The sequence below is a fragment of the Ruegeria sp. D4 genome, from assembly GCF_056534475.1.
On record NZ_JBQFPJ010000017.1, the window covers coordinates 1 to 14,405 of the forward strand.

Below are 14,405 nucleotides of genomic sequence, written 5' to 3' on the forward strand. Positions count from 1 at the left end.
ACCGAGTGACTATTCGCATCGCATCCCATGCGGACAGGCTTTTGCTTGGGACACCCCTTGCACTGACCTTGTCAGCGCAGTCGGCGGAAGCTGATACCATTCGCTTCTGGACCACGGAAGAACAGCCCGAACGCCTGGCAAAACAGCAGGAAATGGCTGATCAGTTCAAAGCCGATACAGGCACCACCGTCGAGGTGATCCCGGTGACGGAAAGCGATCTGGGCACGCGCGCAACCGCAGCGTTTGCCGCCGGCGATCTGCCGGACGTGATTTACCATACCCTGCAATATGCCCTGCCATGGGCAGAAGCAGGCATTCTGGACACAGAAGCCGCTTCCGAAGTGATCGAAGAACTGGGCGCTGATACATTCGCACCCGGAGCGATCGCGATGGCCGCGTTCAACGATGAAACCGCATCGGTGCCTGTAGACGGCTGGACCCAGATGGTCGTCTATCGCAAGGACCTGTTTGAGGAAAACGGTCTCGAAGCCCCGGATTCCTTTGCCGATATTCAGGCGGCATTGGAAAAACTGCACAATCCGCCCGAGATGTACGGGTTCGTGTCCGCCACCAAAGTCGATGAGAACTTCATGAGCCAGGTTCTGGAGCATGTTTTCCTCGCCAATGGCGTCAGCCCGGTTGGTCCGGATGGCTTCCAACCACTGGACGAAGCCAAAACCACCGAAGTTCTGGATTTCTACAAGGCGATTTCCAAAGCCTCACCTCCGGGAGAGTTGTACTGGAAGCAATCGCGCGAGCTGTATTTTGACGGCAAAGCGGCAATGATCATCTGGTCGCCTTTCATTCTGGACGAGCTGGCCGGTCTGCGCGATAGCGCTCCGCCGACCATCAACGACGACCCGACCTCGCGTGATCTGGCGGGCAAGACAGGTATCGTGACCAAATTGTCCGGCCCTTCCAATCCTGACGGCGCGGCCTGGGGTGACGTCCGGTATTTCGGCATCACCAGCGACGCGGACACCGATGCAGCCATGGAATTCGTGAAATACGCCATGGATGACGGCTATACTCAGACGCTGGCAATCGCGCCCGAGGGCAAGTTCCCGGTCCGCCGAGGCAATGCCGAAAATCCGACGGCCTTTGCAGAAGCCTGGGCCGAATTGCCGGTCGGGGTGGATCGCAAGGCACCCTTGGGTGAGCTTTATGATCAGGCGATGATCGACGAAATCGTCGGTGGTCTTGACGTCGCACAACGCTGGGGCGTGACCGAGGCGCAATTGTCCCTGGCATCAAAAATGATCAACTCGCAGGCCATCAACCGTGTCGTTCGTCAGTATATCGACGATGAAATCGACGCTGCCCAGGCCGTAGCGGCCATGAACGACGAACTGGCCAAAGTTCAGTAGAACCGTCTCTCAATCGGAAACCGCAGCGGCGTGCGCGCCGCTGCACCCAACCCTCTCCGAGGTCTTCCATGTCTTCTTCGGTAACCCCACCGACCGGAACCGGGGCACTTGCCAAACGCGAGGCGCGTATGGCCTGGGCTCTGCTGGCTCCGACCGTGATCAGTGTGTCGCTTGTCGTGATCCTGCCGTTGCTGGCAATCATCTGGATCAGCTTCAAGCCATTTTCCCTGTCCGACCTGCGCCCACCCGCGCCGGTTGTCCGTGAAAGTCTGCGCGGATCGGGCGACGATCTGCGGATCGAATACCGCTTGCGCAACTCCAGCCAGGAGATCGCGATCGAAGGCGTGACCCTGGCCGATGTTCTTCCTGACGGGGTGACCGCCGGAGAAGTCGTTGCGCCATGTGTTCTGGACGGGCAGGACTTGTTTTGCGATTTCGGCACTTTGCAGGGTGGACAGCGTGAGCGTATCCGCATCCCGGTCACATTCGACGGCGACCCGGATGCGGTCGAGGATGCGGTCGAGGGATCAGAGCCGAAAGTCACCGGCAGCGGGCCGAATGTACTGACCAGCCTTGAATTCAGCCTCGAAAACTTTGCCCGCGTCTTTGACGGGAAAGAATTCTGGGGCGTTCTTTGGGTCACTCTGTTCTATACTGTATTCGGCACAATCGGTGCGCTGGTCATGGGCCTCTTTGCGGCCCTGCTGCTGAACAAAAGCTTCAGGGGGCAGGGCATCATCCGAGGCCTCTACCTGTTCCCTTACGTTGCCCCGGTGATTGCGGTCGCCTTCACATGGGTCACGCTATTCGACCCATTCTCAGGTTCCGCCAACGCGTTGCTGGTGCAGATGGGACTGACCAGCGATCCCATCAACTTCTTCGGTGAACGCCCATTGGCCCTGATCATGGTCACAGTGTTTGAGATCTGGCGCTATTTCCCTCTGTCCTTCCTGTTCATCCTCGCCAGGATGCAATCTATCGACTCCAGCATGTATGAAGCGGCGGATATGGACGGGGCTTCGCCATTCCAGAAATTCTGGTGGCTGAGCATCCCGCAATTGCTGGGTATCCTGTCAGTGCTGTTCCTGCTGCGCTTCATTTGGACGTTCAACAAATTCGATGACATCTTCCTGCTGACCGGCGGCAATGCGGGCACTCGCACGCTGACCGTGAATGTCTATGAACAGGCTTTTGCAATATCGAACATCGGCGCCGGTGCGGCGGTGGCGGTGGTGATCCTGGTGTGCCTGATTGCCTTCAGCTTTGTCTTCTTCCGCTTCATTAGCCGTGAGGAGGGTCTGTGATGCGCAAAGGGTATATAACCGGCCCAATTCTGGGCGCGCTTTGGCTGGTTGTCATCGCGACAACCGTTGCCGTCACCATGTCGTTTTCCACCGGGGCGGCATTTCGTCCCCAGATACTGCTCTGCCTGATCTGGGGTGCGCTGGCAGGATGGATCTACATCCGGTTCCCGGCGCACCATGCACCGGCCCGCCTGGGTATATCGGCCATGCTGGGCCTGTCCGGCCTGACCGGGTTTGGCCCCGTTCTGATCGGCCCGGACACGTCGGTGCAGGCAGTCCTGGTTACTGTTCTGGCAATGGCCGCCGTAATTCACGTCTCGTTGGCTGCAATTCTCAGGGAAACCCCGTTCGGAGAGCTGACCCGGCACGAATTCGAGGATGCGGTAATCCGGTTCTGCACCGGCTTCGGGTATATTTTCTTCACGGCCATCGTGGTCATCCCGTTTTACGTCATGGTGATGACCAGCCTGAAATCCCAGCAGGCGTTGCTGCAAAATCCGCTGGATTTCTCGGTCGACCTGAGCCAGGGCACCGCACTTTTCCGCAGTTATACCGAGCTGTTCCGTGACTTCAATTTCGGCACCTATTTGTGGACATCCTTCTACGTCTCGGTCCTCACGGTATTCATTACGCTGGCCTTCAGCGTCCCCGGGGCCTACGCTGTTGCGCGGTTCCGGTTCAAGGGGCAAAAGGCGTTCTCACGCTCGATCCTGTTGATCTACATGGTCCCGATGATCGTACTGGCGCTGCCGATCTATATCGCATTCTCTCTGACCGGCTTGCGCAATTCGATCCTTGGCATTGTCATGATCTATCCGGTGACAACTATCCCGGTCGCGCTCTACATGTTGCAAGGCTATTTTCGCGGCTTGCCGACCGAGGTCGAGGAAGCCGGTTTGATGGATGGGTTGTCACGCCTGTCGGTGATCTGGAAGATCACCCTTCCGCTCAGCCTGCCGGCTCTGGCGTCGGTCTCGCTTTACGTCTTCATGATCGCCTGGAATGAGTTCCTGCTGGCCTTCATGCTGCTGGACGATCCGTCAAAATTCACCCTGACCCGAGGGGTCACGATGCTGAATTCCTCAGAAATTCCCCGTCAGCACCTGATGGCCGGTGCCGTCATCGCCACTGTCCCGATCATGGCGCTGTTCCTGGGGCTTGAACGTTTCATGACCAAGGGCCTGACTGCGGGGTCCGTCAAAGGATGACACAGATGAACCAACATACGAACCCCGACCGCGAGGCGCGCAATATCCTGATCGCCAATGACCGGGGAGGCTACACCATCCCGACCGAAGGGCTGTATCCGTATCAATGGAACTGGGACAGCGCGATCGCCGCGCTTGGGTTTGCCGAATTTGACATAGATCGCGCCTGGATTGAGCTTGAGACGCTGTTCTCGGGACAATGGGCTGACGGGATGGTCCCGCATATCCTGTTTCACAAACCCGATCCTGGGTATTTCCCTGGACCGGATGTCTGGGGATGCAACGGCCCGATCCCGTCGTCGGGCATCATCCAGCCACCCATTGCGGCCACCATGGCACGCCTTATCTGGGACAAGGACCGGACACTGGGCGAAGCTCGTATTCGCGCGCTGTTCCCTGCCATGCTGGCCTGGCACCGTTGGATCATGAAATGGCGGCTGGACGATCTGGGGGCTGTCTGCACCACCCACCCCTGGGAGGCGGGCCGCGACAACGCTCCGGACTGGGACAAGGCGATGGCACGTATGGATGCCTCGGACGTGGGCGAATATGTCCGCCGGGACACAAGCCACGTCAACAGCGACGACCGGCCCACCAAGTTCGACTATGACCGGTACATCAAGCTGGTTCAGATCGGACGCGAGGCCGGATGGGATCAGAAGACCTTACTCCGTAAGAACCCGTTCCGCGTGGCGGACCCGACAATGACCTTCACCACCTTACGCGCGGCCCGCGATCTGTTGGCCGTAGGCACCGAACTCGGTCTGGAAACCGACAGCTTGAGCAACGACATCGCCCGGCTGGAGGAGGGCGCGCGGTCGCTGTGGAATGCCGATCTGGGGTCTTTTGACTCGCGCGATGCCCATAGCGGCGACTGGGCGAACAGTATCTCGAACGCTTCCTTCATGTGCTGGTTTGCCGGCATCGAGTCACCCGAAATGCTGGAAAGGCTCCGAAAAGTTCAGAAAACGGTCCCGCACCCTATTCCCAGCCACGACACAGAAAGCCCGAAATTCGATCCCCGCCGATACTGGCGCGGACCAACCTGGGCGATCATGAACATGATGATCGGCATTGGCCTTGCCGAAATGGGCCATGAGGCCGAAGCGGAAGACCTGCGCGCCAAAACCGCCGCGTTGATTTCCAATTTCGGGTTTGCTGAATACTTCGATCCCAATACCGGCAGTCCCGCGGGCGGGAATTCGTTTACATGGACAGCCGCCGTTTGGCTGATCTGGGCAGGGAGGAACTGATGGGCAGCATCAAGCTCAACGCGGTCGAAAAGTGGTTTGGTAACGTTCAGGTCATCAAGGGCATTGACCTTGACATAGACGAAGGTGAGTTCATCGTGTTCGTAGGCCCATCGGGCTGCGGTAAATCCACCCTGTTGCGTATGATCGGCGGCCTTGAAGATACTTCGCGCGGCGCAATTCTGATCAACGACAACGACGTCACCGATCACCCGCCTTCGAAACGCGGTCTAACCATGGTGTTTCAATCCTACGCCCTTTACCCCCATCTGACCGTGGCCGAGAATATGGGGTTTTCGCTGAAGGTTGCCGGTGCCCCAAAAACAGACATCGACGCCCAGGTCAGCAAGGCTGCGGAGGTGCTGAAACTGACGCCATTTCTGGAACGCAGGCCTAAGGACCTTTCAGGTGGTCAGCGCCAGCGTGTCGCTATCGGCCGCTCAATCGTGCGTGATCCCACCGCATTCCTGTTTGACGAACCTCTTTCGAACCTCGACGCCGCGTTGCGCGTCGAAATGCGCTACGAGATCGCCAAACTGCACCAGAACCTGAAACGTACCATGATCTACGTCACGCACGATCAGGTCGAGGCGATGACGCTGGCAGACCGGATCGTCGTGCTGGAATACGGTCATATCGCCCAGGTCGGCACTCCGCGCGAATTATATGAGCATCCAGCGAACCTGTTCGTAGCCCAATTCATCGGCAGCCCGAAAATGAACATCCTGCCGTGCACGACCGACAATGGTTCTTACCGCCTTTCGGGGGGTGGCAGTGGAACCTATGATCGGGCTGTAGCCGCGACACGGTTGGGCATCCGCCCCGAACATATTAAGGTCGTAGCACAAGGTGCAGGTCAGTGTGATGGCGTTATCGAGGTTATTGAGTATCTTGGCGCAGACACATTCCTGATCCTCGATTGTGGTGGCGAAGACAAAGTTACAGTCCGCATCACCGGTGATACCGAATTGCAGCCTGGCGCAACGGTTGGGTTGCACCTTGCACCAGAATTCCTGCATTTCTTCGATGTCGAGGATCAAAGCGTTGATGTGTAAATGGGATTCTAAAGGCTAAGGTCGACACAATTGCACCCGTGACATGGCCCGAAGTAGGCATGCGCCGCCCGTTTGCACGTCGCACGGCCTGGATGTTTTTCCGGGCGCCCCTTCGGGATGAATTTACCTCAATCCCGGCGTGAAGAATTCAGTTTCGATCTTTGCTTCCGACTGAAAAACATGGACTCTGAAACAGGAGGCAATGTGATGCGGACAGGCGGACAGGTTTTGATCGACATGCTGCGGGTCAACGGTGTTGAGGCCATTTTCGGTGTCCCCGGTGAAAGTTACCTAGCGGCCCTGGATGCGCTGCATGATTGCTCGAACACACTAAAGTACTACACGACACGGCAAGAGGGCGGCGCGGCCTTCATGGCGGCGGCGTATTCGGACGCCACAGGCAAGCCCGGGGTCTGTTTCGTGACACGGGGCCCCGGGGTGACCAATGCCTCCATCGGGGTGCATACTGCGCAACAGGGCTCGACTCCGCTGATCCTGCTGATCGGTCAGATCCCGCGCACTCATCGCGACAAGGAGGCGTTTCAGGAGGTCGATTACCGTCGGTTTCTGGGCCATATGGTGAAATGGGTGGCCGAAATCGACGATCCCGCCCGCATCCCGGAATATGTGAACCGCGCCTTTCGCACCGCCCTTTCGGGACGGCCCGGCCCGGTGGCGCTGGCCCTGCCCGAGGATATGCTGGCCGAACTGACCGACGCCGCAGATCTGCCAAAGGTCAAACTGACCCCTCCCGCACCCACACCGGCCGATCTGGAACAGGTGTCCGCGCTTCTGGCCGAAGCCGAGCGCCCGCTGCTGCTGTTAGGCGGCACCTGCTGGACCGAAGAGGGGCATGCAGCCGCGATCCGCTTTGTCGAAGACCACGGGCTTCCGGTTGCCGTAGGGTTCCGCCGCCAGGGTCTGTTTCCGCATGACCACCCCAATTTTATCGGGAATCTGGGTTTTGGCGGCAATCCGATGCCAAATGAATACGCGACATCTGCTGATCTGGTGATCGCACTGGGCGCGCGCCTGAATGACGGGACCACACTGAAATTCAGCCTCATCCAATCGCCCCAACCGGATTGCAAGCTTGTGCACATCCTGCCGGGCCCCGAGGATCTGGGACGGCTCTATCAGGCCGACCTGCCCATTCTGGCCGACCCGAACGAAGCTGCAAAATCCCTGGCCTTGCTGCCGGTCGCAAAACGCCACTCGCCTGCCCGCGCGCGTGCCGATTACCAGGCGATGCGGGCCCTGCCTGTCCAACGCGGCCCGGTCGACATGGCCGAAGTGATGTGCGTGCTGAACTCCACTTTGCCTCGGGAAACTACGATGACCACCGGTGCGGGCAACGCGGCCGACTGGCCCAACATCCATTTCGACTACCGTCAGTTTCTGGGCGCTCTGGCCCCGATTTCCGGCGCGATGGGAATGGGCGTTCCGGCGGCGGTCGCCGCCAAGGTGGCGCGCCCCTATGCACCGGCCGTCTACGTCGCCGGGGATGGTGATTTTCTGATGAACGGGCAAGAGTTGGCGACGGCAATTCAATATGGGCTCGATCCTATATTCATCATCGTTGACAACGGCATGTACGGCACCATTCGCACCAATCAGGAGCGAAAGCATCCCGGGCGTATTTCGGGCACTTCACTGACAAACCCCGATTTCGCGGTCGTCGCGCAAGGCTATGGCGCACATGGCGAGCGGGTTGAGACGACCGCCGATTTCGCACCCGCGCTGGAACGCGCAATGGCATCCGGAAAAGCCGCCGTCATCCATATTCTTGTTGGCCCCGACAGTCTTGGCCCCAATCTGACCCTGACCGATCTGGCGGAGGCATCATGATGCTGTCCCGACTGGTCGACGCGCTGCCCGCATCACCGATCATCGGTGTCTTCAACAAAGCCTTCGAAATGCGGCAGGCCGGGGCCGATCTGATCGACTTTTCCGTGGGCGAGCCGGATTTCGACACACCCGCCCATGTTTGCGAGGCCGGGATTGCCGCCATTCGGGCGGGCGACACACGGTACACTCCGACCGACGGAAACGGAGCCGTCAAGGCGGCCGTGATCGAAAAGTTCCGCCGCGACAACAACCTGACCTTCTCTGCACAAGAAATCATCGTCTGTTCAGGCGCGAAGCCATTGCTGGCAACCGCCATTCAGGCAGTCCTGAACCCAGGGGACGAGATGGTCCTGCCTGTACCACTCTGGGCCTCGCACTTGGGTATGGTGCAGGCCGTGGGCGGAACGCCGGTTTTGGTCGACACTGCAGACAGCTGCTTCAAACTGACGCCCGAAGTATTTGAAACGGCAATCACACCCCGGACGCGGCTGATGATGATCTGCTCACCCTCCAATCCGACCGGAGCCGTGTATTCGGCCACCGAGCTGGAGGCGCTGGCCGTGGTCCTCAGACGCCATCCGCAGGTCAATGTGATCTCGGACGATCTGTACGAACACATCATTTTCGATGGCGCGGAGTTCGCGACACTGGCTGCTGTCGCGCCGGACCTGCAGCAGCGGATACTGACAGTGAACGGCGTGTCGAAATCCTACGCCATGACGGGCTGGCGCATCGGGTTTGCCGGTGGGCCCGAATGGTGGACCAACGGCATTCGCAGCCTGTTCAGCCAGACCAATGGCGGTCCGTGCTCGATCAGTCAGGCGGCGACAGTGGCGGCTCTGACCGGGCCGCAGGAATTCCTGAAGGACTGGTGCGCCATCTACCAGAAACGCCGCGATCAGGCTTTGACCGGGCTGGCCGAAATCGAAGGGCTGCAAACACAGAGCCCCGGCGGCGCGTTCTATTTGATGCCCGAATGCGGCGGATTGTTTGGACGCCGGACGCCCGAGGGTAAGATACTGACCAGCTCGACCGAACTGGCGGCCTATTTTCTGGAACATGGGGTCGTCGTGGTCCCCGGGCCCGGATTTTCATGTGATCCGTTCTATCGCATGTCAATCGCAACGTCTGAAAACAACATATCGGAAGGTTTGAAGCGCATGAAATCCGCCGTGGACGTGCTGAGCTGATGGGACACAGATTCGACCATTTCGCCGCCAATCTGCGCCATGATGATCTGCCCGAAACCGTCCTGTGGACGCTGCGCCGGTCCTTTGTCGACACGATCGGCGTGGCGGCCGTCGGCGTGACCACCGAAATGTCGGGCATCGCACGCCGCGTTGCACCGATGATATTCGGGGCGGGCACATCTGGTTCGGCGAAGATGCTGATGGATGGCAGCTCGGTCAGCCCTGTCGGGGCCGCCATGGCCGGCGCATTCACAGTGGACAGCATCGACGCCCATGACGGCACCACCCCTTGCAAAGGTCATGCGGGTTCAGCCGTGTTCCCGGCGTTGATCGCAATGGCACAGGCCAGCGGCAATCAGATCGACGGCAGGCGCTTTGCCGAAATCCTCGCCACCGCATACGAAGTCTCCTACCGTGCCGGGTTGGTGCAACACGCAACCTGCGCTGATTATCACACCTCGGGGGCGTGGACCGCCGTAGGGGTCGCCGCCGCTGGAGCCAAACTGCTGGGTGGTAAAGCGGAACAGATCCGGCAGGCCGCGGGGATCGGGGAATACCATGGCCCCCGCAGCCAGATGATGCGCTGCATCGACCATCCCACCATGGTTCGCGATGGCGTCGGTTGGGGCGCGCCCTCGGGGGTGACGGCGGCTTATCTTGCAATGGAAGGGTTCACCGGTGCCCCGGCGCTGACCTGCGAGGGAGAAGACGGCGCGGAATTCTGGGCCGATCTGGGCACCGGCTGGCGGCTGGTCGACCACACGCATTACAAGGCCTATCCCTGCTGCCGCTGGGCCCATCCCTCGCTCGATTCCGTACACGACATGATGCAGAAACACGGCTTCACCCACGAACAGGTGAACAGCGTCGAAATCCGCACCTTCCACTATGCAACACGGCTGGCCGGTCACGAACCGCAAACTCAGGATGAGTTCGCCTATGCAATCGCCTTTCCCGTCGCCGCGATGCTCGTACGCGGTCAGGTGGGCGTCGACGAACTGAGCGCCGAAGCCCTACGCGACCCCGACATCCTGCGCGTAAGCCGCACCATCAAGCTGATAGACGATCCGGAAATGACCCGCATAAGTACCGACAAACGCTGGGCGCAGGTGACAATCATCCTCAGGAACGGTCAGCGGATCGTGGATGAGCCCCGCACACCGCGCGGTGACGCGGACATGGCACTCAGCGACGACCAGATCACCCAAAAGTTCCGCATGCTCGCCGTTCCGGTTTTGGGTGAAACCCGAGCCGAAGAAATCCGAGACCTGTCCGCGCAGTTCGATCAACTGGCAGCACAAGACCTGCGGCATCTGTTCGATCTGTGCACGGCTCCCGTATAAGGGGACAGGGCTGGGAGCAGCGTATCATTTGTTCTAGGGTCCGCACGTTGGCCCTTAACCGGATGTTCAGATGTCACGCAAGATACCGCCATTTGCCGCCATTCGCGCGTTCGAAGCCGTCGTACGGCTGGGGCGCAACATCGAGGCCGCGCGCGAGCTCAATATCACGGCCTCGGGCGTGAGCCATCAGATCCGGTCACTCGAAACCTTTGTCGGCACGACCCTATTGAAGCGCGGAGCGCCTCAGAGCGTGGAACTGACAGACGAAGGGAAAGCGCTGTTCGGCCCAGTGCGCCAAGCCCTGGACACGCTTGATGCCGCTTTCGCCGAATATACCGGCGACAAGAGCGAGCAGACCGTGTCAGTCCATATGTACCAGTCACTGGCCAATATGTGGCTGATACCGAACCTGCCCAACCTGCGCGAGGCAGCGCCGAACGTGAACGTCAAAATCATCACCATGCCCGAGGAAATCACCCTTGCAGGGAGCGACATCGACATGGCGATCGTCTTTGCCGACAAACCCCCGCAGGAGGCCCGCTGCGTCAAGCTGTTCGATGAGATCATCCAGCCGGTTTGCGCCCCCGAATATCTGGAAGCCAGAGGCAGCATTCCCTTGCCCGAAGAGATGCAGTCCGAGCCTCTGATCAGCAGCAACCACCACGCGAATGAGTGGAGCCGTTGGTTTTCGGCAGCTGGTCTGAGCGAGATTTCGTGGAAACCGGTCGCCGAGATGGACAATCGCTCGAACGCACTGCAGGCCGCCAAAAGCGGGCTGGGCTGGGCCATGGACCGCCGCCCTTTTGGTGAGGAAAGCCGGCGTAAGGGCCAACTGGTTGCGCCCCTTGATTTGAGCCTTCCGACCGGCAATGCCTACTACCTGCTGACCTCGTACCGCGCCGACGGGTCGCGTGCGGTCACCCAGTTCCGCAACTGGCTGCTGCGCATTTGCGCCAGAGAATTCCTGCTCAGGTAGGTTGTTCTGTTTCGCGCTTGAAATAATTCAGCGACGGGAAATGCACCTGTGCGCGCTGTTGCGGAAACCTGAGGCGTCGGCATTAGAAGGCTGGTCTCAAGCTGAACAGGTTTCAACTGGGATATACCCGTATTCTTCGACTGCCGGACAATGCCTGAGGGCGACCACAGTCAATAGGTTGTGCGCATCTGATAGCCTTGGTGGAATGTCATGCGCACGAACGTGACGGGTTTGTTCTGAAACCATGTCGTGCGTTCCAGCTGAAACAGCGGTGTTCCGGACGGGACGGACAAAAAGTCCTGCAACGGGCCTGTGGCGGGAACGGCCGAAAAGGCGATTTCCGCATTTGAAAAGGGTACTTCAGCCAGCAGCCATTCGTTGGGACCAACTGTCAGGAAATCTTCGTTCGCAACATGGGGCACGGCGTCGATATTGATCCAACGCTCTTCGAACTGGAAAGGGCGGTTGTCGGCGTGGTGCATACAGGACAGATGAAGGACCTGCGCCGCCTCGGGCAGGCCCAACTTGGCCTGCAGCCAGGCCGGGCAGGCAATGACAGTTCGGCTGACAAGCGCATAACGGTATTCGGCATTCATCTCTTCGATGGTCTGACGAACCACGGTAATGGGCAGTTTTGCCTGTTTGACCGGCATGGTGACCACGCGGGTGCCGCCCTTGCGTTTACGGGTGACGATCCCCTGATCTGCCAGTTCGCGCAGGGCCCGGTTGACCGTTGCCCGGGCGCAGCCGAACTCAGCCGCCAGTTCCAGCTCGGTCGGCAGCAGGCTGCCCTGCGGCCAGACACGCGTCTGGATGCGGTTCAGCACTTCATCGCGGATCGCCTGAAAGCCTATGTTTTTCTGCTCGGTCAAGTTCTGCTCACTATATCATTTTGCCCATATTCATATTATGTCCAGATTAATGACAACATGCAAAGAAATTGACCCGCATGCGTATCAGGCTTGAGGAGACGGCAGCCGCCCCCTGGGCCAATGGCGGTGGCGTGACCCGTGAACTGGCCGTCCAGCGGATCAAAAATCAACTCGACTGGCGCATAAGCGTTGCCGAGATCGGCCGTGACGGGCCATTCTCGCGCTTTCCGGGTCTTGCGCGGGTGCACACGATCATCGACGGGGCCGGGCTGAATTTGCAAGGCTCGACCGACATTTATAAGGCCCGGCCGTTCAAGCCGCTGTATTTCGATGGGGCGTTGCCGCTGAATGCGCGGCTGCTGGGCGGGCCGTGCCGGGCATTCAATGTGATTTACGATCCGCAGGCTATCACGGCCAGCGTGGATGTTCATATCGGTGCACAACATTTCGATGTGGCACCGTTTAGCTTCGTCTTTGTTGCGAAGGGTCTGGCTGTCACATCAGTTGGTGCTCAGTTGATCGCGGGAGAGGCGGAATGGCCGGAAGACGCCTTAACCGTCACTCCGGCCCCTGATGCCATAGTCCTGTCTGTCCGATTTGCACAGGTTCGGGCCTAGAGACCAGACAAAAGCCCGGCCATGGCGGCCCGGTAGCCGGAGATGATCTGGTCCCGTGCCACGTGGCGGCCATTTTGCACGCGATGGCGGCCGGCAGACCACAGATCTGTCACCACATGGTCCTTTGCGGCAAATACTAGCCCGTCCAGAAGCTGGTCCGGGCGCAAGGCACACAAGGCTGGGTTTTGGCCGTCCACAGCCACGAGGTCGGCGAGCTTGCCCTCGGCAATCTGCCCCGCATCGCGGCCAAGCGCCTGCGCGCCACCCTCTGCCGCGCCGCAATAAAGCGTCCGCCCGACCGAGCCCTCACCTACGACCATCACATTGCGCGACAGATCGCGCAGACGCTGGGAATACTCCAGTGTGCGCAACTCTTCAGTCAGGGATATCAACACGTTGGAATCCGAACCCACGCCAAAGGCGCCGTTTGCAATTAGGTAAGTAGGGCCGTTAAAGGGACCATCGCCCAGATTGGCCTCGGTCACGGGGCAGAGGCCCGCAACGGCACCGCTGCCAGCCATGGCGCAGGTCTCGGCCTCAGTCATATGCGTGGCGTGGATCAGGCACCAGTTGGCATCGACCGGCGCATTGTCCAGCAGCCATTCAACCGGGCGCGCACCCAGACCCGCCTGCACTTCAGCCACCTCCTTCGGTTGTTCGGCGATGTGAATGTGGATCGGGCCAGCGCCCTGCGCGGCGATAACCTGCGCCAAATCTGCTGGCGAGGTGGCACGCAGGGAATGCGGTGCGATGCCGACCCGGCAGTCATCTGGCAGATCACCAAGCGCGCCACGGGCTTGCTCCACCAATTTGCAGAAACGGTCCACATCGTTGCCAAAGCGGCGCTGGCCACTCTCCAGCGGCTTTTCCCCGACGCCCGCATAGGAATAGAGCACCGGCAGATGCGTCAGTCCAATCCCGGTCTCGGCGGCAGCGGCCATGATCCGGTCCGACAGCTCGGCAAGGCGGTCATAAGGCGTCCCGTCCGGCTGGTGATGCAGATAGTGGAATTCGCCGACCGCGGCATATCCGGCCTCCTGCATCTCAAGATAAACCAACGCCGCGATGGCCTGAACCTGTTCGGGGCTGAGGTGGCCGGTAAAGCGATACATCAAATCGCGCCAGGTCCAGAAACTGTCGCGACCGGCCAGACGATACTCGGTCATCCCGGCCATGGCGCGCTGGAAGGCGTGACTGTGCAGGTTCGACAAGGCAGGCAGCAGAATGTCGACGCGGGTATCTTCATCACACGCCGCGGAATCCGGGGTCAGGCGCGCAATCCGCCCGCTTTCGACCTCAAGCCGCAGGTTCTCTGCCCAGCCAGTGGGCAGCAGGGCGCGATTTGCGAATATGGCTGTCATGTGTGTCTCCGCTT

At 59.8% G+C, this 14,405-nt stretch carries 12 protein-coding genes; 10 read left to right on the plus strand and 2 right to left on the minus strand.

The window, feature by feature from the left end; translation table 11 throughout:
- Positions 1-5 precede the first annotated feature (5 nt).
- The 9 genes from ACR0MI_RS18720 to ACR0MI_RS18760 all read left to right on the plus strand — a co-directional run bounded on the left by ACR0MI_RS18720 (position 6) and on the right by ACR0MI_RS18760 (position 11,541).
- On the plus strand, positions 6-1,367 hold the full coding sequence (locus ACR0MI_RS18720; RefSeq protein WP_480855242.1) for an ABC transporter substrate-binding protein: 1,362 nt from the start codon (positions 6-8) through the stop codon (positions 1,365-1,367).
- A gap of 68 nt (positions 1,368-1,435) precedes the next feature.
- Positions 1,436-2,671, plus strand: coding sequence for a carbohydrate ABC transporter permease (locus ACR0MI_RS18725; protein WP_170614040.1), 1,236 nt, complete (start codon positions 1,436-1,438; stop codon positions 2,669-2,671).
- Positions 2,671-3,879 carry a carbohydrate ABC transporter permease gene (locus ACR0MI_RS18730; protein WP_170808044.1) on the plus strand — a complete coding sequence of 403 codons (1,209 nt, stop codon included), beginning with the start codon at positions 2,671-2,673 and terminating at the stop codon, positions 3,877-3,879. The genes ACR0MI_RS18725 and ACR0MI_RS18730 overlap by 1 nt, the downstream gene beginning before the upstream one ends.
- A 5-nt stretch (positions 3,880-3,884) precedes the next feature.
- Positions 3,885-5,132: an MGH1-like glycoside hydrolase domain-containing protein gene (locus tag ACR0MI_RS18735; RefSeq protein ID WP_480441080.1), complete on the plus strand. Its 1,248-nt coding sequence runs from the start codon at positions 3,885-3,887 to the stop codon at positions 5,130-5,132.
- Positions 5,132-6,184 carry a sn-glycerol-3-phosphate ABC transporter ATP-binding protein UgpC gene (locus ACR0MI_RS18740; protein WP_170614114.1) on the plus strand — a complete coding sequence of 351 codons (1,053 nt, stop codon included), beginning with the start codon at positions 5,132-5,134 and terminating at the stop codon, positions 6,182-6,184. Before ACR0MI_RS18735 ends, ACR0MI_RS18740 begins: the two co-directional genes overlap by 1 nt.
- A 180-nt stretch (positions 6,185-6,364) precedes the next feature.
- Entirely contained in the window at positions 6,365-8,032 is a 1,668-nt protein-coding gene (locus ACR0MI_RS18745) for a thiamine pyrophosphate-dependent enzyme (RefSeq protein WP_170619354.1), read from the plus strand.
- Positions 8,029-9,222 carry a pyridoxal phosphate-dependent aminotransferase gene (locus tag ACR0MI_RS18750; protein ID WP_170614036.1) on the plus strand — a complete coding sequence of 398 codons (1,194 nt, stop codon included), beginning with the start codon at positions 8,029-8,031 and terminating at the stop codon, positions 9,220-9,222. The genes ACR0MI_RS18745 and ACR0MI_RS18750 overlap by 4 nt, the downstream gene beginning before the upstream one ends.
- A complete protein-coding gene (locus ACR0MI_RS18755; RefSeq protein ID WP_480855180.1) occupies positions 9,222-10,565 on the plus strand; it encodes an MmgE/PrpD family protein in 1,344 nt (447 codons plus the stop codon). The genes ACR0MI_RS18750 and ACR0MI_RS18755 overlap by 1 nt, the downstream gene beginning before the upstream one ends.
- Before the next feature lie 70 nt (positions 10,566-10,635).
- Complete coding sequence (locus ACR0MI_RS18760; RefSeq protein WP_170614034.1) at positions 10,636-11,541, plus strand: LysR substrate-binding domain-containing protein; 906 nt, start codon at positions 10,636-10,638, stop codon at positions 11,539-11,541.
- A 170-nt stretch (positions 11,542-11,711) separates the two neighbouring features.
- On the opposite strand, the gene ACR0MI_RS18765 is transcribed toward ACR0MI_RS18760, so the two are convergent.
- The gene (locus tag ACR0MI_RS18765; protein ID WP_170614033.1) at positions 11,712-12,413 is read right to left on the minus strand and encodes a GntR family transcriptional regulator; all 702 of its coding nucleotides are present in this window, start codon (positions 12,411-12,413) and stop codon (positions 11,712-11,714) included.
- Positions 12,414-12,490: 77 nt separating this feature from the next.
- On the opposite strand from ACR0MI_RS18765, the gene ACR0MI_RS18770 reads away from it, so the two are divergent.
- Complete coding sequence (locus ACR0MI_RS18770; RefSeq protein WP_170614032.1) at positions 12,491-13,030, plus strand: HutD family protein; 540 nt, start codon at positions 12,491-12,493, stop codon at positions 13,028-13,030.
- On the opposite strand, the gene ACR0MI_RS18775 is transcribed toward ACR0MI_RS18770, so the two are convergent.
- Positions 13,027-14,391 (minus strand): formimidoylglutamate deiminase, encoded by a 1,365-nt coding sequence (locus ACR0MI_RS18775; protein ID WP_170614031.1) that lies wholly within the window; start codon positions 14,389-14,391, stop codon positions 13,027-13,029. The two genes, ACR0MI_RS18770 and ACR0MI_RS18775, sit on opposite strands and share 4 nt — an antisense overlap.
- Between the last annotated feature and the right edge of the window lie 14 nt (positions 14,392-14,405).

Excerpts from the sequence above, each read along its gene's own strand:
- ACR0MI_RS18725 (WP_170614040.1), top strand. The coding sequence starts at position 1,436 with ATGTCTTCTTCGGTAACCCCACCGACCGGAACCGGGGCACTTGCCAAA.
- ACR0MI_RS18730 (WP_170808044.1), top strand. The coding sequence starts at position 2,671 with ATGCGCAAAGGGTATATAACCGGCCCAATTCTGGGCGCGCTTTGGCTG.
- ACR0MI_RS18735 (WP_480441080.1), top strand. The coding sequence starts at position 3,885 with ATGAACCAACATACGAACCCCGACCGCGAGGCGCGCAATATCCTGATC.
- ACR0MI_RS18740 (WP_170614114.1), top strand. The coding sequence starts at position 5,132 with ATGGGCAGCATCAAGCTCAACGCGGTCGAAAAGTGGTTTGGTAACGTT.
- ACR0MI_RS18745 (WP_170619354.1), top strand. The coding sequence starts at position 6,365 with ATGGACTCTGAAACAGGAGGCAATGTGATGCGGACAGGCGGACAGGTT.
- ACR0MI_RS18750 (WP_170614036.1), top strand. The coding sequence starts at position 8,029 with ATGATGCTGTCCCGACTGGTCGACGCGCTGCCCGCATCACCGATCATC.
- ACR0MI_RS18755 (WP_480855180.1), top strand. The coding sequence starts at position 9,222 with ATGGGACACAGATTCGACCATTTCGCCGCCAATCTGCGCCATGATGAT.
- ACR0MI_RS18760 (WP_170614034.1), top strand. The coding sequence starts at position 10,636 with ATGTCACGCAAGATACCGCCATTTGCCGCCATTCGCGCGTTCGAAGCC.
- ACR0MI_RS18770 (WP_170614032.1), top strand. The coding sequence starts at position 12,491 with ATGCGTATCAGGCTTGAGGAGACGGCAGCCGCCCCCTGGGCCAATGGC.
- ACR0MI_RS18775 (WP_170614031.1), bottom strand. The coding sequence starts at position 14,391 with ATGACAGCCATATTCGCAAATCGCGCCCTGCTGCCCACTGGCTGGGCA.